Source organism: Pseudomonas sp. CFII64, from assembly GCF_000416235.1.
In the GTDB taxonomy this organism is placed as follows: domain Bacteria; phylum Pseudomonadota; class Gammaproteobacteria; order Pseudomonadales; family Pseudomonadaceae; genus Aquipseudomonas.
Map to the genome: position 1 here is coordinate 243,212 of NZ_ATLO01000049.1, position 19,861 is coordinate 263,072.

General features: G+C 60.7%; 17 protein-coding genes. 7 read left to right on the plus strand and 10 right to left on the minus strand.

Going from position 1 to position 19,861, the window contains the following annotated elements; translation table 11 throughout:
• Window positions 1-34: 34 nt before the first annotated feature.
• Entirely contained in the window at window positions 35-706 is a 672-nt protein-coding gene (gene rpiA, locus CFII64_RS24085) for a ribose-5-phosphate isomerase RpiA (RefSeq protein WP_020293471.1), read from the minus strand.
• Window positions 707-932: 226 nt separating this feature from the next.
• Between rpiA and ilvA the strand changes: the two genes are divergently transcribed.
• Together ilvA and CFII64_RS24095 are read left to right on the plus strand one after the other, a co-directional pair.
• Window positions 933-2,447 carry a threonine ammonia-lyase, biosynthetic gene (gene ilvA / locus CFII64_RS24090; protein WP_020293472.1) on the plus strand — a complete coding sequence of 505 codons (1,515 nt, stop codon included), beginning with the start codon at window positions 933-935 and terminating at the stop codon, window positions 2,445-2,447.
• A 142-nt stretch (window positions 2,448-2,589) separates the two neighbouring features.
• A complete protein-coding gene (locus tag CFII64_RS24095) occupies window positions 2,590-3,015 on the plus strand; it encodes a DUF2269 family protein (protein WP_020293473.1) in 426 nt (141 codons plus the stop codon).
• 123 nt (window positions 3,016-3,138) lie between these two features.
• Here CFII64_RS24095 and CFII64_RS24100 read toward each other — a convergent pair whose 3' ends face one another.
• Complete coding sequence (locus CFII64_RS24100) at window positions 3,139-3,795, minus strand: HAD family phosphatase (RefSeq protein WP_020293474.1); 657 nt, start codon at window positions 3,793-3,795, stop codon at window positions 3,139-3,141.
• 141 nt (window positions 3,796-3,936) lie between these two features.
• Here CFII64_RS24100 and CFII64_RS24105 point away from each other — a divergent pair, with 141 nt between their 5' ends.
• Window positions 3,937-4,416: an RNA pyrophosphohydrolase gene (locus CFII64_RS24105; RefSeq protein WP_020293475.1), complete on the plus strand. Its 480-nt coding sequence runs from the start codon at window positions 3,937-3,939 to the stop codon at window positions 4,414-4,416.
• A gap of 21 nt (window positions 4,417-4,437) precedes the next feature.
• Window positions 4,438-6,717 carry a phosphoenolpyruvate--protein phosphotransferase gene (gene ptsP, locus CFII64_RS24110; protein WP_020293476.1) on the plus strand — a complete coding sequence of 760 codons (2,280 nt, stop codon included), beginning with the start codon at window positions 4,438-4,440 and terminating at the stop codon, window positions 6,715-6,717.
• Between the two features lie 109 nt (window positions 6,718-6,826).
• Here ptsP and CFII64_RS24115 read toward each other — a convergent pair whose 3' ends face one another.
• Window positions 6,827-7,573 carry an NRDE family protein gene (locus CFII64_RS24115; protein ID WP_020293477.1) on the minus strand — a complete coding sequence of 249 codons (747 nt, stop codon included), beginning with the start codon at window positions 7,571-7,573 and terminating at the stop codon, window positions 6,827-6,829.
• 207 nt (window positions 7,574-7,780) lie between these two features.
• On the opposite strand from CFII64_RS24115, the gene lgt reads away from it, so the two are divergent.
• Together lgt and CFII64_RS24125 are read left to right on the plus strand one after the other, a co-directional pair.
• Window positions 7,781-8,587 (plus strand): prolipoprotein diacylglyceryl transferase, encoded by an 807-nt coding sequence (gene lgt, locus CFII64_RS24120; RefSeq protein ID WP_020293478.1) that lies wholly within the window; start codon window positions 7,781-7,783, stop codon window positions 8,585-8,587.
• Window positions 8,588-8,639: 52 nt separating this feature from the next.
• Window positions 8,640-9,611 carry a thymidylate synthase gene (locus CFII64_RS24125; protein ID WP_020293479.1) on the plus strand — a complete coding sequence of 324 codons (972 nt, stop codon included), beginning with the start codon at window positions 8,640-8,642 and terminating at the stop codon, window positions 9,609-9,611.
• A gap of 297 nt (window positions 9,612-9,908) precedes the next feature.
• On the opposite strand, the gene cadR is transcribed toward CFII64_RS24125, so the two are convergent.
• Window positions 9,909-10,355, minus strand: a complete 447-nt coding sequence (gene cadR / locus CFII64_RS24130; protein WP_020293480.1) for a Cd(II)/Pb(II)-responsive transcriptional regulator — start codon at window positions 10,353-10,355, stop codon at window positions 9,909-9,911.
• Window positions 10,356-10,437: 82 nt separating this feature from the next.
• Here cadR and CFII64_RS24135 point away from each other — a divergent pair, with 82 nt between their 5' ends.
• The gene (locus tag CFII64_RS24135; protein ID WP_020293481.1) at window positions 10,438-12,705 is read left to right on the plus strand and encodes a heavy metal translocating P-type ATPase; all 2,268 of its coding nucleotides are present in this window, start codon (window positions 10,438-10,440) and stop codon (window positions 12,703-12,705) included.
• A 49-nt stretch (window positions 12,706-12,754) separates the two neighbouring features.
• Here the strand turns inward: CFII64_RS24135 and hutG are convergent, their stop codons facing one another.
• The 6 genes from hutG to CFII64_RS24165 all read right to left on the minus strand — a co-directional run bounded on the left by hutG (window position 12,755) and on the right by CFII64_RS24165 (window position 19,667).
• Window positions 12,755-13,558, minus strand: a complete 804-nt coding sequence (gene hutG, locus CFII64_RS24140; protein ID WP_020293482.1) for an N-formylglutamate deformylase — start codon at window positions 13,556-13,558, stop codon at window positions 12,755-12,757.
• A gap of 10 nt (window positions 13,559-13,568) precedes the next feature.
• On the minus strand, window positions 13,569-14,774 hold the full coding sequence (hutI, locus tag CFII64_RS24145) for an imidazolonepropionase (RefSeq protein ID WP_020293483.1): 1,206 nt from the start codon (window positions 14,772-14,774) through the stop codon (window positions 13,569-13,571).
• Between the two features lie 15 nt (window positions 14,775-14,789).
• A complete protein-coding gene (locus CFII64_RS24150; protein ID WP_020293484.1) occupies window positions 14,790-16,181 on the minus strand; it encodes an amino acid permease in 1,392 nt (463 codons plus the stop codon).
• 119 nt (window positions 16,182-16,300) lie between these two features.
• Window positions 16,301-17,977: a histidine ammonia-lyase gene (hutH, locus tag CFII64_RS24155; protein ID WP_020293485.1), complete on the minus strand. Its 1,677-nt coding sequence runs from the start codon at window positions 17,975-17,977 to the stop codon at window positions 16,301-16,303.
• Window positions 17,978-17,988: 11 nt separating this feature from the next.
• Window positions 17,989-18,819, minus strand: coding sequence for a glycine betaine/L-proline ABC transporter ATP-binding protein (locus tag CFII64_RS24160; RefSeq protein ID WP_020293486.1), 831 nt, complete (start codon window positions 18,817-18,819; stop codon window positions 17,989-17,991).
• Entirely contained in the window at window positions 18,816-19,667 is an 852-nt protein-coding gene (locus CFII64_RS24165) for a proline/glycine betaine ABC transporter permease (protein ID WP_020293487.1), read from the minus strand. The genes CFII64_RS24160 and CFII64_RS24165 overlap by 4 nt, the downstream gene beginning before the upstream one ends.
• Between the last annotated feature and the right edge of the window lie 194 nt (window positions 19,668-19,861).

The window sequence follows — 19,861 nt, forward strand, 5'->3', positions numbered from 1 at the left end:
CTCCCGGCTAAAGCCGGTCCTACGGGTGCAGGGTTTACCGCGTCAGCGTCTTCACGCCTTCGCTGGTGCCCAGCAGCAGTAGATCAGCCGGACGCGCGGCGAACAGACCGTTGGTGACCACGCCGACGATGGCGTTGATCTGGCTTTCCAGCTCGACCGGGTGGGTGATGTTCATGTTGAACACGTCGAGAATGATATTGCCGTTGTCGGTCAGCACGCCTTCGCGGTAAACCGGATCGCCGCCCAGCTTCACCAGTTGGCGAGCGACATGGCTGCGGGCCATGGGAATGACTTCCACCGGCAACGGAAACGCGCCCAACACCGGCACCAGCTTGCTGGCGTCGGCAATGCAGATGAAGGTCTTGGCCACGGCGGCGACGATTTTCTCGCGGGTCAACGCCGCGCCGCCGCCTTTGATCAGGTGCAGATGCTCGTCACTTTCGTCGGCGCCATCGATATAGAACTCCAGATCGCTGACGGTATTGAGCTCGTAGACCGGAATGCCGTGGCCCTTGAGACGTGCCGCTGTGGCTTCGGAGCTGGCGACCGCGCCATCGAAGGCGCCTTTATGTTTCGCCAGCGCATCAATGAAACAATTGGCTGTAGAGCCGGTACCGACGCCGACGACGCTCTTGTCGTCCAGTTTCGGAAGGATGAAGTCCACGGCGGCCTGGGCCACAGCTTGTTTGAGTTGATCCTGGGTCATGCGGGCTCCGAGTCAAAGCGACCTTGCAGGAACCAACTTGTTGGCGAGGGGCCTGACGTGCTGCTTCAGGATGCCGCCTCGCCAACAGGTTCGCGCCTGCATGGCTCAAAAGGGCCAGCATTATAGCGACATGCCGCCGGGAAAACCCCGTCATTCGTGTGGTCGTCCATCAGTGTGCGCGGTAGACTTCGAGGCCTTGCCCTTTTTCGCCAGTGATGTTTCCCCGATGCTTGAACAGTACGTCAAGAAAATCCTCACCTCCCGCGTCTACGACGTGGCCGTGGAAACCCCGCTGCACGGCGCTCGCCAGCTGTCCGAACGGCTGGGCAATCAGGTGTTGCTCAAGCGCGAAGACTTGCAGCCGGTGTTCTCGTTCAAGATTCGTGGCGCGTACAACAAGCTGGCGCAGTTGAGCCCGGAAGAGCTGGCGCGTGGCGTGGTCACCGCTTCGGCGGGCAATCACGCCCAAGGCCTGGCGCTGGCGGCGAAGACGCTGGGCGTCGAAGCGACCATCGTGATGCCCAAGACCACCCCGGAAATCAAGGTCGAAGGCGTGCGTTCCCGAGGCGGCAAAGTCGTGCTGCACGGCGATTCATTCCCCGAAGCGCTGGCCTATTCGCTGAAGCTGGTCGAGGAAATGGGTTTCGTCTACATCCATCCGTACGACGATCCCGACACCATCGCCGGGCAAGGTACGGTGGCCATGGAAATCCTGCGTCAGCAACCGGGCCAGCTGGACGCGATTTTCGTCCCGGTGGGCGGTGGCGGCTTGATCGCGGGGATTGCGGCCTACGTGAAGTACCTGCGCCCGGACATCAAGGTCATCGGCGTCGAGCCGGATGACTCCAATTGCCTGCAACAGGCCATGGCCTATGGCGAGCGCGTGGTGTTGCAGCAGGTCGGCCTGTTCGCGGATGGCGTGGCGGTGGCGCAGATCGGCAAGCACACCTTCGACATCTGCAAGGATTACGTCGACGAAGTGATCACGGTCAGCACCGACGAAATCTGCGCGGCAATCAAAGACATCTACGACGATACCCGCTCGATCACCGAACCTGCGGGCGCGTTGGGCGTGGCCGGGATCAAGAAATACGTCGAGCAGTACGGCGTCAGCGGCCAGACCTTCGTCGCCATCGATTCCGGGGCCAACGTCAACTTCGACCGCCTGCGCCACGTGGCCGAGCGCGCCGAGCTGGGCGAAGGCCGCGAAGCCATCATTGCCGTGACCATTCCCGAGCGGCCCGGCAGCTTCAAGGCCTTCTGCGAAGCCATCGGCAAGCGGCAGATCACCGAATTCAACTACCGCTATCACACCGACCGCGAAGCGCACATCTTCGTCGGCGTGCAGACCCATCCCGACACCGATCCGCGTGCGGCACTGGTGGCGAGCCTGACCGAACAGGGTTTCCCGGTGCTGGATTTGACCGACAACGAATTGGCCAAGCTGCACATCCGGCACATGGTTGGCGGGCATTCCGAGCGGGTCAGCGATGAAGTGGTGTTCCGCTTCGAATTCCCGGAACGCCCGGGCGCACTGTTCAACTTCCTCAACAAGCTGGGCGGGCAGTGGAATATCTCGATGTTCCATTACCGCAACCACGGCGCGGCCGATGGCCGGGTCATGGCCGGTCTGGTGGTGCCCGAGGATGAGCGGCACCTGATCCCGGCGGCGCTGGCCGAGATCGGCTATCCGTATTGGGATGAAAGCGAGAATCCGGCGTATAAGCTGTTTTTGGGGTGAATTGCGGGTTGTGGGCTCTCGTAGGAGCGGCTTTAGCCGCGAGAGCGCCGGTGCATCCGCTATATTTGTTGAGGCGCAATGATGAGCTCCCGGCTAAAGCCGGTCCTACGGGTTTCATCTATTTCACTGGAGCATTCCGAAAATGGAACATTTCACCACGATCAAAATCCTCCACGTCGTCACCACCGTGCTGTTTTTGCTCAGCGCGTTGGGGCTGGCTGGATTTGTCATCAAACAACGCCGTGCGGGCGATGCGAGCGTGCAAAACCGCTTGTTGCAGCGGCCGTGGCTGTTCGTCTGGCTGCTGATGGGACTTTGCCTGCTGATCATGCCGATCAGCGGCTGGTGGCTGGTGCATTACGCCGGCTGGTCGTTGGGCCAGACCTGGCTGTTGTCGAGCGGCGTGCTCTACACACTTGGCACGCTGAGTTGGGCCTGGCTGGTGGCGCGGCTCAATCGCCTGCGCACCGCAGGTGGCGGCAAGCCAGCGGTCACCCTGGGTTTGGCCATCTTCAGCGCCGTGTGCTTTATCGCCATTGCCGGGCTGATGGGTGCCAAGCCGGTTTAAGTGCCTACGGATCCTGTAGGACCGGCTTTAGCCGGGAGGAGGCTGGTGGAAAATGCATCTGCGCAGGCAGGCCAACCGCCCTCCCGGCTAAAGCCGGTCCTACCTGGTTGAGATGTTTGCGTGTCAACTGCGCAACGTAATCACCGGCCAGCCACGGCGTTCAGCTTCAGCCCGCAGTTTAGGGTCAGGATCGACGGCAACCGGGTGGGCAACCTGCTCCAGCAGCGGCAGATCGTTCAGCGAGTCGCTGTAGAAGTAGCTGTCGTCAAGATTGAAGTGGTTCTCTTCCAGCCATTTATTGAGCCGCGTCACTTTGCCTTCACGAAAGCAGGGTATATCGGTGGTGCGGCCGCTGTAGCGTCCGTCGATGACCTCACATTCGGTCGCCAGCAGCGTGTCGATACCCAGCCGCGCGACGATGGGAGCAGTGACGAAACGATTGGTTGCGGTGATCACCACGAGCTTGTCGCCGGCTTCGCGATGCTTGGCGATGAGTTCCATGGCCTTGGGCAGGATGATCGGTTCGATGCAGTCGCGCATGAAGTCGCGATGCCATTCGTCCAGTTGCGCCATATCGGTGCTGCCAAGGATTTCCAGGCTGAAGTTCAGGTAATCGGTCAGATTCAAGGTTCCGGCCAGGTAATCCTGATAAAACGCATCGTTACGCGTTTTGTAGACAACCGGGTCGAGGATGCCGCGCTGGCACAGGTAATCGCCCCACGCGTGATCGCTGTCGCCGCCCAAAAGTGTGTTGTCGAGGTCGAATAAAGCCAGACGCATGCAGTTACCCGCTGAAATTGCTGAAAAAGAGCCCAAGAATACGAGGTTTTCACAAGTCTTCACATAACCTGCTAAGCCTCGTTGCTGCTTTGATCGCCTTTGTGGAACAATGCGGCGACATGCGTTTGCGAGGTTGTTGCCGTGATCGACCCCGATGGTTTCCGTCCAAATGTCGGGATTATTCTGACAAACGATGCTGGCCAGGTCCTATGGGCTCGGCGAATCAACCAAGATGCCTGGCAGTTTCCACAAGGCGGGATCAACCCTCAGGAAACGCCGGAAGACGCGCTTTACCGTGAATTGAATGAAGAAGTCGGGCTTGAGCGCGAAGATGTGCAAATTCTTGCCTGTACACGAGGCTGGTTGCGTTATCGTCTCCCGCAACGACTGGTCAGGACGCACAGCCAACCGCTGTGTATCGGCCAAAAGCAAAAATGGTTTCTCCTGCGCCTGGTCTCCAACGAGCAACGGGTGCGGATGGATTTGACCGGGAAACCGGAGTTCGATGGCTGGCGCTGGGTCAGTTATTGGTATCCGCTGGGTCAGGTGGTGACATTCAAGCGCGAGGTGTATCGACGCGCACTCAAAGAGCTTGCCCCGCGCCTTTTATCGCGCGACTGACACGGAGTTCGACCCCGAGCCATGCTCAATACGCTGCGCAAGATCGTCCAGGAAGTTAACTCCGCCAAGGATCTAAAGGCGGCGTTGGGCATTATTGTGTTACGCGTCAAAGAGGCCATGGGCAGCCAGGTCTGCTCGGTCTATCTGCTCGATCCGGAAGCCAATCGTTTCGTGCTGATGGCCACCGAAGGCCTGAACAAGCGCTCGATCGGCAAAGTCAGCATGGCACCGAACGAGGGGCTGGTCGGTCTGGTCGGTACTCGCGAAGAACCGCTGAACCTCGAAAACGCCGCCGATCACCCCCGCTATCGCTACTTTGCCGAAACCGGCGAAGAGCGTTTCGCCTCATTCCTGGGAGCGCCGATCATTCACCACCGTCGCGTGGTGGGCGTACTGGTCATCCAGCAAAAGGAGCGGCGTCAGTTCGACGAAGGGGAAGAAGCTTTCCTCGTGACCATGAGCGCGCAGCTCGCCGGGGTTATCGCCCACGCTGAAGCCACCGGTTCGATCCGGGGTCTTGGCCGTCAGGGCAAAGGCATTCAGGAAGCCAAATTTGTCGGTGTCGCCGGTTCGCCCGGCGCTGCCGTGGGCGTGGCCGTGGTCATGCTGCCGCCTGCCGATCTGGAAGTGGTGCCGGACAAGACCGTCACTGATATCGCCGCCGAACTCGCTTTGTTCCAGACTGCCCTGGAAGGCGTGCGTGGCGACATGCGCACCTTGTCCGCCAAGCTTGCGACCCAGCTGCGGCCGGAAGAGCGCGCGCTGTTCGATGTTTACCTGATGATGCTCGACGATGCCTCGCTGGGCAGCGAAGTGACCAACGTCATCAAGACCGGCCAATGGGCGCAGGGCGCCTTGCGCTCGGTGGTCAGCGAACACGTCAAACGCTTCGAACTGATGGACGACGCTTACCTGCGTGAGCGCGCTTCCGACGTCAAGGATCTGGGCCGTCGCCTGCTGGCCTATCTGCAGCAAGCCCGGCAACAGACGCTGGTTTATCCCGACAACACCATTCTGGTCAGCGAAGAACTCACGCCCGCCATGTTGGGCGAAGTGCCTGAAGGCAAGCTGGTCGGGCTGATTTCGGTACTTGGCTCCGGCAACTCCCACGTCGCGATCCTGGCCCGCGCCATGGGCATTCCGACGGTCATGGGCGTGGTCGATCTGCCGTATTCCAAGGTCGACGGCATCGAACTGATCGTCGACGGCTATCACGGCGAAGTCTTCACTAACCCCAGCGATATCATGCGCAAGCAGTTCGCCGAGGTGGTCGAGGAGGAACGTCAGCTCTCCCAAGGCCTGGATTCCCTGCGTGAGCTGCCTTGCGTGACGCTGGACGGCCATCGCATGCCGTTGTGGGTCAACACCGGTCTGCTGGCCGATGTGGCCCGCGCGCAGCAGCGTGGCGCCGAAGGTGTTGGGCTGTATCGCACCGAAGTGCCGTTCATGATCAACCAGCGTTTCCCGAGTGAGAAGGAACAGCTGGCGATCTACCGCGAGCAACTGGCCGCTTTCCACCCGCTGCCCGTCACCATGCGCAGCCTGGACATCGGTGGCGACAAGGCGCTCTCCTACTTCCCGATCAAGGAAGACAACCCGTTCCTTGGCTGGCGCGGCATTCGCGTCACCCTCGATCACCCGGAAATCTTCCTGGTGCAGACCCGCGCCATGCTCAAGGCCAGTGAAGGCTTGAACAACCTGCGGATTCTGCTGCCGATGATATCCAGCACCCACGAAGTGGAAGAGGCCTTGCACCTGATCCACCGCGCGTGGGGCGAAGTCCGCGACGAAGGCACCGACGTGCCGATGCCGCCGGTGGGGGTGATGATTGAAGTGCCGGCGGCGGTGTATCAGACCCGTGATCTGGCGCGGCAGGTGGACTTCCTGTCGGTCGGCTCCAACGACCTGACCCAATATTTGCTGGCAGTGGACCGCAACAATCCGCGCGTCGCCGACCTGTACGACTACCTGCACCCGGCAGTCCTGCAAGCCTTGCAGAACGTCGTGCGCGATGCTCACGCCGAAGGCAAGCCGGTGAGCATCTGCGGCGAGATGGCCGGCGATCCGGCGGCTGCGGTGCTGTTGATGGCGATGGGCTTCGACAGCCTGTCGATGAACGCCACCAACTTACCGAAAGTGAAATGGATGCTGCGTCAGATCCACCTGAGCAAGGCCAAGGAAATACTTGCTCAACTGATGACCAACGACAATCCGCAAGTCATCAGCAGCTCGCTGCAACTGGCGCTGAAAAACCTGGGCCTGTCGCGGATGATCAATCCGGGATCGGTCAAAGGGCATTGATTCAATAACCACCGTAGGACCGGATTTATCCGGGAGGGCGATCGTTCCGGTCACGAATATCTGCCAGATGGGCTACTGCCTCGCGGATGAATCCGCTCCTACGGTGTTGTCATATATCCAGTTCCACCTCCCCCAATCTGCCGCCATACGGCCCGAAACTGTGTTCGACGAAGCGTCGGCTGCCATCGGCATTGACGATCAACGCGCTGCTGGCGCGGGTGCCGTAGGTTGGGCTGGCGATGAAGATGCTGGAAAGCAGGGTTTCCGTCGCCAGGCTGACACCGGTATCCGGCAAATCCGCGAGCGGCGCGGTCTGCGTATCCTCCAGTATGCCCAGCAGCGCCGCGGGTTGCGGATCGTCCAGCCGGGCGGTCAACGCAGCCTTGGCCTTCACCAATTTGGGCCACGGCGTATCAAGCCCGGCATTCGATAAGCCGTAGACGCCCTCGCTCAATTGCTGTGGTTCGGGGTTCGAGCTATTGAGGTAATGCAGCGTCTGACCATCACCGATCAGCAGGTTGAAGCCGCCGTATTCGTCCGCCTTACCGGCCACCTCGAACAGATAATCCGCAACTGATGCCTGGCCGGTCAAAAATTGCGCAACCAGTTCGCCCCGGGAGCGACGGCCCAAGGGTTGGCTGGGGTCGCGAATATTGGTCAGCGCCGCAAATCGCCCCTCGGCGCTGATGCCCAGCCAGGTGCCGCCCGCTTCCAGGTCGCGACCTGCATAGACGTGCGGCGCATCGTCCCATTGCGCCAAAGGCTGGGTGGGACGCGCGTAGAATTCGTCACGATTGGCGGCGACAATCAGCGGCTGCGCGTGGGCAGGGCGCCAGGCAAAGACGATCAGACACATGCGGTACTCCTTTTTTTCATCACTCTACGCATCCACCCGGCCAACATCCATCGTGCAGGTAGAGCGCGGGACCATGCTCCGGTAACATGCCGTTCTCATTTCGCGCGCTCGGGCAGCATTGCTGTTCAGCGCAGGTTTAAGTTTGCTGCTTTAGTGTGTTCTGATTTTGTTGCTCGCAAGGGCGTTCGAATTTTTTGAGGAGTCGCAATGCTGCCTTACCCGCAGATTGACCCAGTGGCGGTGGCTATCGGCCCGCTGCAAATTCACTGGTACGGATTGATGTATCTGGTCGGCATCGGTGGTGCGTGGCTGCTGGCATCGCGACGTCTGAACAGCTTCGATCCGACCTGGACCAAAGAAAAGCTCTCCGACATGATTTTCTGGCTGGCCATGGGCGTTATCGTCGGCGGGCGGCTGGGTTACGTGTTGTTCTACGATCTGCCCGCGTACATCGCCAATCCGCTGCTGATCTTCGAGGTCTGGAAGGGCGGCATGGCGTTCCATGGCGGGTTCGTCGGCGTGATGTTGGCGGCCTGGTTTTTCGCCCGCCGCAATGGCAAATCGTTCTTCGAACTCATGGACTTCATCGCGCCGCTGGTGCCAATTGGTCTGGGCGCCGGGCGTATCGGCAACTTCATCAATGCCGAATTGTGGGGCAAGCCGACTGACCTGCCGTGGGCCATGGTCTTCCCGCCGTTCAGCGACCCGGCGCAGCTGGCACGTCACCCGTCGCAGCTGTATCAGTTCGCGCTGGAAGGCGTAGCGCTGTTCCTCATCCTCTATCTGTTCTCGCGCAAACCCCGCCCGACCATGGCGATTTCCGGGATGTTCGCCTTGTTTTACGGGATTTTTCGTTTCATCGTCGAGTTCGTCCGCGTCCCGGATGCGCAGCTGGGCTATCTGGCGTGGGGCTGGCTGACCATGGGTCAGGTGCTCAGTTTGCCGATGATCATCGCCGGTATCGTGCTGATCTGGCTGGCGTACAATCGCGCACCCGCGGTCAAAACGGTTTAACACCGAAGCGCCGGGTTTTGCTGCCCGGCGGATTCATCGATGCAGGTAATTTATGAAGCAATATCTGGAACTCGTCGCTCACGTCATCAAGAACGGCACGCTGCAAGCCAACCGCACCGGCGTGAATACCATCAGCTTTCCCGGCGCCATGCTGCGCTATGACCTGCAGGAAGGCTTCCCGGCGATCACCACGCGGCGCATGGCGTTCAAATCGGCCATTGGCGAGATGGTCGGCTTTCTGCGCGGCGTGAACAACGCTGCTGAATTTCGCGAGCTGGGCTGTAAGGTCTGGGATCAGAACGCCAACGAAAACGCCCAGTGGCTGGACAATCCGTTCCGCAAGGGCGACGACGATCTGGGCGAAATCTATGGCGTGCAGTGGCGCAAATGGCCCGCTTACAAGCGTATCGACCTGAGCAATCCGGCGGCCATCGAGCTGGCGCTGAGCCATGGTTATCAGCAGATCGCCCAGTCTGAAGAAGACGGCCAGGCTTACGTCGTGCTGTACAAGGCCATCGACCAGATTCGCCAGTGCGTCGACACGATCATCAAGGATCCTGGCAGCCGCCGGATCCTGTTCCACGGCTGGAACTGTGCGCAACTGGACGAAATGGCTTTGCCGCCTTGCCATTTGCTGTATCAGTTTCACCCGAATCAGGCGACTAAAGAAATCTCCCTGACTCTGTACATCCGCTCCAATGATCTGGGGCTGGGCACGCCGTTCAACCTGACCGAAGGCGCGGCCTTGCTCAGTCTGATTGGTCGCCTGACGGGCTACACGCCGCGCTGGTTCACGTATTTCATCGGCGATGCCCATGTCTACGAAAACCATCTGGACATGCTCAATGAGCAACTGACCCGCGAGCCGTTCCCGATGCCGAAACTGGTGATCTCCGAGCGCGTGCCCGAGTTTGCCAGGACCGGCGTTTATCAGCCGGAATGGCTGGAGCAGATCGAACCCTCGGACTTCACCCTGGAAGGTTACCAACACCATCCGGCGATGACGGCGCCGATGGCTGTTTAATGCAAAGCCTGTAGGACCGGCTTTAGCCGGGAGGCTGTTATTTCTGACCTAGGAAATGCAGCGGGTGTTCTGGCCCTCTCCCGGCTAAAGCCGGTCCTGCATACATACCCGCGAGGCTTCAATGCCCATGACTCCTGCCCACATGGGAATGCTCTGACTCCAGCGTCGCCACGCCGCCGCTGACCCGTAGGACCGGCTTTAGCCGGGAGGCTGTTATTTCTGACCTAGGAAATGCAGCGGGTGTTCTGGCCCTCTCCCGGCTAAAGCCGGTCCTACGACATACATACCCGCGAAGCTTCAATGCCCATGACTCCTGCCCACATGGGAATGCTCTGACTCCAGCGTCGCCACGCCGCCGCTGACCTCCAGTCGATCCAGAATCCCGCAATGATCCGGGGCGCCTTCGCTGCAGCGTTCTCGCAGGTCGAGCAGTTGCGTCTGCAAGGCTTGCAGGCTGGCGATGCGGGTGTTGACGTGCTGGATGTGCTCGTCGATCAGCGCGTTGACGCTTTCACATTGGTCCTGCGGACTGTCGCGCAGGTTGAGCAGGCTGCGAATCTCTTCGAGGGTCATGTCCAGGCCACGGCAATTGCGGATGAACGTCAGCCGCTCCACATGCGCCTGGGTATACAGCCGGTAATTGCCCTCACTGCGCGCTGGAGGCGGCAGCAAGCCTTCGCGCTCGTAATAGCGGATGGTTTCCACCTGCGCGTCGGTCAATTTCGCCAGTTCGCCAATCTTCATCGCGTCGATCCTGTTTTGGTGCTTGACCCTATAGTGGCTACAGGGTGTTCACTTGGCAACAAGCAAGTCAAAGGACTGGACCATGAGCCAAGCGACCCCAATCGATCCGAAACACCAACATGCCGAACACGACCATTCGGCGCACGATCATGCCCATGCGGAACACAGTCACGCCAAGCATGAACACAGCTGCTGTTCGGCGGATGCCGCACCCGCTGTAGTTACCTTCGGCGATGCGCCTGCGTCTGGCGGTCGGCTGAGCAGTTTCCGCATCGAGCAGATGGATTGTCCTACCGAGCAGACTTTGATCCAGAACAAACTGGGCAAGCTGGCCGGGGTGCAGAAACTCGAATTCAACCTGATCAATCGCATGCTCGGCGTCTGGCACGAATTGCCGTCCACTGACCCGATTCGCGACGCGATTTCGTCATTGGGCATGCAGGCCGAGCCGATTGAAGAGGGCGCCGGTACTGAGTCGGCTTCGTTGCCACCGGCGAAAAAACCTTGGTGGCCGCTGGCGTTGTCGGGCGTCGCCGCGTTGACTTCGGAAGTGATTCACTTCGCTGAGCTGGCGCCGAACTGGGTGGTTGCACTGGTCGCGTTGGTCGCCATTCTCAGTGGCGGACTCACCACCTACAAAAAAGGCTGGATCGCCCTCAAGAACTTCAACCTGAACATCAATGCGTTGATGAGCATCGCCGTAACCGGTGCCGTGCTGATCGGGCAATGGCCGGAAGCGGCCATGGTGATGTTCCTGTTTACTGTGGCCGAGTTGATCGAAGCCAAATCCCTGGACCGCGCCCGCAACGCAATCGGCGGGCTGCTGCAACTGACGCCGGAAGTGGCGACGGTGCAGCAAGCGGATGGTCAATGGCTAGAACTGGACGCGAAAAGCATCGAGCTTGGCGCCATCGTCCGGGTAAAACCGGGCGAACGCATTGCGCTGGACGGCGAAGTGGTCTCCGGTAACTCCACCATCGATCAGGCGCCGATTACCGGGGAAAGCCTGCCGGTGGAGAAGGCTGAAGGCGACAAAGTCTTTGCTGGCACGATCAATCAGTCGGGATCGCTGGAATACAAGGTGACTGCTGCGGCCAACAACTCGACGCTGGCGCGGATCATTCATGCGGTGGAAGCCGCGCAGGGCGCACGCGCGCCGACTCAGCGTTTTGTCGACAGCTTTTCGCGCATCTACACCCCCGCGGTGTTCCTGCTGGCTTTGGCCGTGGCGATCATCCCGCCGCTGTTCATGGGCGCGGTATGGTTTGACTGGATCTACCGCGCGCTGGTGTTGCTGGTGGTCGCATGTCCGTGTGCGCTGGTGATTTCCACGCCAGTGACGATTGTCAGTGGCCTGGCGGCTGCCGCGCGTAAAGGCATCCTGATCAAAGGCGGCGTTTATCTGGAAATGGGCCAGGAGCTGGATTATCTGGCGCTGGACAAAACCGGCACCATTACCCATGGCAAGCCGGTGCAGACCGACTATGTGCTGCTTCAGGAATCAGCTGGCGAGCGGGTTCCGGCGATTGTCGCCAGCCTGGCTGGCCGCTCCGATCACCCGGTTTCCCTGGCCATCGCCCAGGCAGCGGAAAAGAGCCTGACGTTGCATGAGGTCATGGCTTTGGAAGCGTTGGCCGGTCGCGGGGTGCGCGGCGAGATCAATGGCCAGGTGTATCACCTGGGCAACCACCGCTTGGTGGAAGAGCTGGGCTTGTGTTCGCCAGAGCTGGAAGTGCAACTCGATGCGCTGGAAAAACAGGGCAAAAGCGTCGTGCTGTTGCTGGATAGCAGCGGTCCGCTGGCGTTGTTCGCCGTGGCCGATACCGTCAAGGACAGCAGCCGCGAAGCCATTGAGCAGCTGCATGCGCTGGGCGTGAAAACCCTGATGTTGACGGGCGATAACCCGCACACCGCCAAGGCGATCGCTGCGCAGGTGGGCATCGATCAGGCGCAAGGCAATCTGATGCCGGCTGACAAGTTGCAGGCCATCGAGGCGCTGTACGCCCAAGGTCATCGAGTCGGCATGGTCGGCGACGGCATCAACGACGCGCCAGCCCTGGCTCGCGCCGAAATCGGTTTCGCCATGGCGGCTGCCGGTACCGACACAGCGATTGAAACCGCTGATGTTGCCCTGATGGACGACGATCTGCGCAAGATCCCGGCATTTATACAACTGTCGCGCCGCACCTCGGCGATCTTGAAGCAGAACATCATCCTGGCGCTGGTGATCAAGGCGATCTTCCTGGTCGTCACCTTTGCTGGCATGGCGACCATGTGGATGGCGGTGTTCGCCGATATGGGCGTGAGCTTGCTGGTGGTGTTCAACGGGTTGCGGTTGCTTAAAAAGTAAACAGCGAGCCTCGTGTGGGAGCGAGCTTGCTCGCTCCCACGGATTACGATTACCTACCGTATTTAGCCTTGCCCCATTGAATCATCCCCTCCAGCAACTCCTTTAAAACCACCCGCGTCGGCTCCGCCAGATCAGGCCGGTAATGAAACGGCACAAACTCTTCCATGTACGTGCTCTGGGTCAGTTCCAGTTGCACGGCATGGATATTGTTGGCCGGATCGCCGTAGTGGCGGGTGATGTGGCCGCCTTTGAAGCGGCCATTGAGTACATGGCTGTAATCGGTCGCTGCGGCGCAGATGGCTTCGGCGTGCTGGCCCAACGCTGCATCGCAACTGGCGCCGTTGAAGGTGCCGAGGTTGAAATCCGGCAGGCGGCCTTCAAACAGGTGTGGGATATGTCCGCGAATCGAGTGGGCATCAAACAACAGCGCATAGCCGAATTCGTCACGCAGCCTTGTCAGCTCTTGCTCAATCGTCTGGTGGTACGGCGTCCAGATCTGCTCCAGATAACGTGCGCGTTCTTCGGCGCTCGGCGCCTGGCCTTCCTTGAACAGCGGCACGCCATCGAACAGGATCGACGGGAACAGCCCGGTGGTCGCGCCGGCATACAGCGGTTTGTCGTCGGACGGGCGATTCAGGTCGATGACGAAACGCGAGTATTCAGCTGCCAGGGTGCTGGCGCCCAGCTCGGCGGCGAAGTCATAGAGTTGCGGGATGTGCCAGTCGGTGTCCGGCAGGCTCAACGCCTCATCCACAAGGCCAGCTTGCACCGCAGGCGTCAGCTGTAATCCGGCGTGGGGCATGCTGATCAGCAGCGGCGCGCGGCCGCGAGAAAATGTCAGAACCTTGTCCATCGGTCTCTCCTTAAATCAGGGATTCGACGCCGTGGCGCACGATGCGTTTGTCCAGATCGCCGCCCAGCCAATAGGCCAGGTCGGCTGGGCGTTCGATGTTCCAGGCCACGAAATCGGCGAACTTGCCCACTTCCAGCGAGCCATGGGTGTCGCCCATGCCCAGCGCCTTGGCGGCATTGATCGTCACGCCCGCGAGGGCTTCTTCGGGTGTCATGCGAAACAGCGTACACGCCATGTTCAGCATCAGGCGCAATGACAGCGCGGGAGACGTGCCGGGGTTGAGGTCGCTGGCGATAGCGATATCGACGCCATGTTTGCGCAGGGCATCCATGGGCGGCAGTTGGGTTTCGCGCAGGAAGTAATAAGCGCCGGGCAGCAACACGGCGACGGTTCCGGCCGCACCCATGGCGATGGCGTCGGCTTCGGTCATGAACTCCAGATGGTCCGCCGACAACGCCTGATAGCGCGCCGCCAGACTGGAACCCGCCAGGGAGGATAATTGTTCGGCGTGCAATTTCACCGGCAAACCCAGCTGGCCCGCCGTGATGAACACCTGCTCGACCTGCGCCGGGGAAAACGCCAGGTATTCGCAAAACGCATCCACCGCGTCGACCAGCCCTTCATCGGCCAGCGCGGGGAGCATTTCGCTGCAGATGTGGTTGATGTAGTCGTCGGCGCGGTCGGTGTATTCCGGCGGCAAGGCATGAGCGGCCAGGCAGGTGCTGCGCACGGTGATCGGCAATGTGTTGCCCAGGCGGCGGATGACCCGCAGCAGCTTGCGCTCATTGGCCAGGTCCAGGCCGTAGCCGGACTTCATCTCGACTGTGGTCACGCCGTCCTTGAGCAAATGCCGCAGGCGATTTTCCGCGCTGGCGTACAACTCGTCTTCGCTGGCAGCGCGAGTCGCACGCACGGTGCTGGCAATGCCGCCGCCGGCTGCGGCGATCTCGGCGTAGCTCACCCCTTGCAGGCGCTGCTCGAATTCGCCGCTGCGATTACCGCCGAACACGGTGTGCGTATGGCAGTCGATCAGCCCCGGCGTGACCCACGCGCCGTTAAGATCAACGACGCTCTCATAGTTCGCCTCGGTCAGCTGTGCTTGAGGCCCGATCCATTCGATACACGCTCCAGAGGTCACGATGGCGGCATCCTCGATGATCGAGTATTTGCCTTGCGCCATGCTTGCCACATGGCAGTGCTTCCAGAGCGTTTTCATTCGGGGCCTCCGAGGCTATCGGGTCAGGTTGGTGTTTTTTTGATTATGGATGCCGGGTTTGAACCCGACGTTGTAAGCGACCACCAGCAACATGACCCAAGCCGCACCGACGATCAGCGCCGCGCGGTTGTCCGGGAAGTAGCCGAGCACGCCGAAGATGAACAGCATGAAAACGATGGCCGCTGCCGGAGCGGCGGGCCAGAACGGCACCGGGAATTTCAGCTGCGCGACTTCTTCGCGACTCATGGCGCGGCGCATCGCCACTTGCGTCAGCAGAATCATCAGCCAGACCCAGACAGTGGCGAAGGTGGCCAGCGAAGCGATCAGCAGGAACACGTTTTCCGGGATCAGGTAATTGAGCAGCACACCACCGAGCAAGGCGATGCCCATCACCAGCACGGTCATCCACGGCACGCCTTGTTTCGACAGTCGGGAAAAGCTTTTGGGTGCCTGGCCCTGTTGGGACAGGCCATACATCATGCGCCCGGCGCCGAAGATATCGCTGTTGATCGCTGACACAGCGGCGGAAATCACCACGATATTCAGCAGCGCGGCGGCCCATGGAATCCCAAGGCTGGAGAAAATCTGCACGAACGGGCTGTTGGCCTTGGTGATCTGCGACCAGGGAAACAGCGACATCAGCACGAACAGCGTCAGCACGTAGAACAGCAGGATGCGTAGCGGCACCGCGTTGATCGCGCGCGGGATGGTGTGTTGCGGATCCTGCGCTTCGCCCGCCGTGATGCCGATGATTTCGATGCCGCCGAACGCGAACATCACCACCGCGAAACAGGCAATCAGGCCGCCGATACCGTTGGGCATGAAGCCGCCGTGGCTCCACAGATTGCTGACGCTGGGCACGGTTTCTGCGCCCGTCAGAGTGACGCCGAACAGCAACAGGCCGAAACCGGCAACGATCATCGCGACAATGGCGCTGACCTTGAGCAGCGACAGCCAGAACTCGGTTTCGCCGAATACCTTGACGTTGCACAGGTTCAGCGCACCGATCAGGAACACGATGCCCAGCACCCAGATCCAGCGCGGCACATCCGGGAACCAGAAGCCCATATAAATGCCGAAGGCGGTCACGTCGGCGAGGCAGACGATGATCATTTCAAAGGCGTAGGTCCAGCCCAGAACAAAGCCCGCCATCGGTCCCAGATACGTGCTGGCGTATTCGCTGAACGAGCCCGCCACCGGATTGTGCACCGCCATTTCGCCCAGGGCGCGCATGACCATGAACACCGCCGCGCCGCCGATCAGGTAGGCGAGCAACACTGCCGGCCCGGCCATCTGGATGGCCGAGGCCGAACCGTAGAACAGCCCGGTGCCAATCGCCGATCCCAGCGCCATGAAGCGAATGTGACGGGCCGACAGCCCGCGTTTCAAACCTTGTTGTGACGTCATTTCCAATCCAATTCCGTTCTTTCCAGCGAACTGCCAGTTGTTCAGGGCGGCAAGGATAACCGCTTGGCTGCGTTGCTCGAATCAACGTGTGTCGGGTGTCGCCTGGCTGACATCTCGTGTCACGGATGTCTATACGTCTTGGGGTCGCCATCAATGTTGTTCGTTGGAGCGAGGCTTGCCCGCGAAGAGGCCGCTGCATCCGACCGATTCGTCGCGTCTGAGCCGTCGTATTCGCGGGCAAGCCTCGCTCCAGCGGTGTTAATGGCTGCTACGTTGCGACAACTGCGATACACCGTTTCCAGCAACGCTTCACTCCTGAGCAATTCCGCGCTGGCGGCGATGTCCGGGGCGAGCCAGCGGTCTTCGTCGTAGGCCGGGACCTGTTCGCGCAGCAGGCGCCAGGCGACGTCGGTGCCGACGCCAAAACGCTGGCCCTTGAGGAATTCGAACGCCTGGGCCGCCAGTAAATATTCGATAGCCAGAATCTGCGTGGCGTTATCCAGCACCCGGTGCAGTTTCAGCGCCGCGTTGGTGCCCATGCTCAGGTGATCTTCCTGTAAGCCGGAGGTCACGTAATTGTCGGTGACCGCCGGTTGCGCCAGTTGCCGGTTTTCCGCGCACAGCGACGCGGCGACGTACTGGACGATCATCATCCCCGAGTTGACCCCCGGCTGGCTGACCAGAAACGCTGGCAAACCGCTGACCGTCGGGTTGATCAGGCGATCCAGGCGACGCTCGGCGATTGAGCCCAGTTCCGCCACGGCAATCGCCAGCAAATCCGCCGCCATCGCCACGGATTGACCGTGCGGGTTGGCCTGGGACACCACGCGATACGCTTCGGGCGTGCCCAGCAATAACGGGTTGTCAGTTGCGGAATTCAGCTCGATTTCGATCTGCCGGGTTGCATGGGCCAGCTGATCGCGAGTGGCGCCATGGACCTGCGGAATCGAACGAATGCTCAGCGCGTCCTGAGTACGAATACCCTGGCTGTTGGCGAGCACTTCGCTGCCATCGAGCAGGCTGCGCAGGTTGCTGCCGACGATCTGCATGCCGGGATGCGGTTTAAGCGCGATGATTTCTGCGTCGAAAGCATTCAGTTGGCCGCGCAGCGCTTCGAAGCTCATGGCGCCGACCACATCGGCCCAGTGCGTCAGGCGTTGCGCGTCGGCGATGGCCAGGCAGCTCAAACCGGTCATGCACGGCGTGCCGTTGACCAGACACAAGCCGTCCTTGGCGCCGAGGACCACCGGGCTCAGGCCTTCAGCGTCCAGCGCCTGCAAGGCCGGCATGATGTGGCCGCGATAGCTGACGTTGCCGACACCCAGCAGCGCGATGCCGATGTGCGCCATGTGCGTGAGGTAGCCGACCGAACCCTGGGACGGAACCTGCGGAGTAATCTGCCGGTTGAGCAAGGTCAGCAAGGCTTCGACCACTTGCCGATGCAGGCCGGACTTGCCCTGGGTGTAATTGATGATTGCCGCGCAGATGATCGCTCGGGTCTGTTCATCGGGCAGCGCCGCGCCAACGCCGCAGGCATGGCTGAGCAAGGTGTTGCGTGACAGCTGGCTCAACTGCTCGCCATGCAGCGAGACGTTGCACAACGCGCCCAGCCCGGTATTCACGCCATAAGCGCGCTCGCCGCTGGCGACGATGCATTCGACGATGGCCTGTGCATTGTCGATTCGCGCCCAGGCGCTGGCCGACAGGCTCAAGTGCGCGCCGTTACGGGCCACCGCAACCACATCCTGCCAACGCAGCGGGCCTTCGCCGATTACGATTTCTTCAACTGGCGACATCTCGAACGTCCTTACAAAGTGACCGCACGACGCTGCACGAAACGATCTACGTAATCATCTGCAGGGGAGTGGAGGATTTCTTTTGGGGTGCCGACCTGAATCAGGCGGCCATCCTTGAGGATCGCGATCCGGTTGCCGATGCGCACGGCTTCGTCCAGATCGTGGGTGATGAACACGATGGTTTTCTTCAGGGCGCTTTGCAGTTCCAGCAACTGATCCTGCATCTCGGCGCGAATCAGCGGATCCAGGGCGCTGAACGCTTCATCCATCAGAATGATGTCGGTGTCCGCCGCCAGGGCTCGCGCCAGACCGACCCGTTGGCGCATGCCGCCGGAGAGCTGATGCGGGTATTTGTTTTCGTAGCCTTTGAGACCCACGGTGCTGATCCAGTGCAATGCGCGCTCGACGCAATGCTCTTTGGTCTCGCCGCGTACTTTCAGGCCGTAGGCGACGTTGTCCTGCACGGTCTTGTGCGGCAGCAGGCCGAAACTCTGGAACACCATGCTGATCTTGTGCCGACGGAATTGGCGCAAGGCTTCCATGTCGTAGGTCAGAATGTTCTCGCCATCGACGAGGATTTCGCCGCTGGTGGGATCGATCAGCCGATTGAAATGGCGCACCAGCGTCGATTTGCCCGAGCCGGAAAGGCCCATGATCACGAAAATTTCGCCGCTGCCAATCGACAGGGACAGGTCGTTCACGCCGACCACGCAGCCTGTCTGTGCCAGGACCTGATCCTTGCTCTGATTCTGGCGGACCATGTTCAGCGCGTCCTGGGCGCGGCTGCCGAAAATCTTGTAGACGTTCTTGACCACGATTTTATTCGGTTCAACGCTCATCATTTGTTCGCCTCATGCCGTGGGCGGCCATAGGCCTGAGTGATGCGGTCGATCACCACCGCGAGAATCACGATGGCCAGACCGGCTTCCAGCCCGCGCCCGACGTTGAGTGTCTGAATCCCTACCAGTACGTCTTCGCCCAGTCCGCGAGCGCCGATCATTGACGCGATGACCACCATCGACAGCGCCATCATCGTGGTCTGGTTGATCCCGGCCATGATGCTCGGCAGGGCCAGCGGCAGTTGCACGCCAAACAGTTGCTGCCAGCGATTGGCACCGAACGCGTTGATCGCTTCCATGACTTCGCCATCGACCTGGCGAATGCCCAGGTCCGTCAGGCGAATCAGCGGCGGCGCGGCGTAGATCACGGTGGCGAAAATCGCCGGCACCTTGCCCAGGCCGAACAGCATCAGCACCGGGATCAGGTACACGAAGCTGGGCATGGTCTGCATGATGTCCAGCAGCGGCATGAGAAACGAACGCAGGCGATTGCTGCGCGCCGACAGAATGCCCAGCGGTATGCCGATGACCACCGAAATCAACGTGGCGACCAGCATCAGCGCCAGGGTCTGCATGAGTTTGTCCCACAAGCCGACCGCGCCCACCAGAAACAGCAGGCCGACGATCACGGCAGTGGTGGTCCATTTACGCGTCGCATGCCAGGCAATGCCGCCGACAATGGCGAGCAACACCCACCATGGTGCGACGCGCAGCAAACCTTCAAGCCGGACGATGGCCCACAGCAGCGTGTCGGAAATGTGCCTGAACACATCGCCATAATTGGTGACCAGCTTGTCAACCCAGTCATTGACCCAGTTGGCGATGGAGAACGTGAAGCTTTCGGGGAACATAAAGGTGCTCTCTTACTGGATTGCAGTTGACCTGTGGGACCGGCTTCACCCGGGATGAAGCCTGGATTGCGGTTGATCTGCAGGACCGGCTTCAGCCGGGAGGACGCCGGTGCATTCGCTGCACATCTCCCGGCTAAAGCCGGTCCTACGGGGTTGTGCCGCCTTCCCGGCTAAAGCCGATCCCACACTTTGCC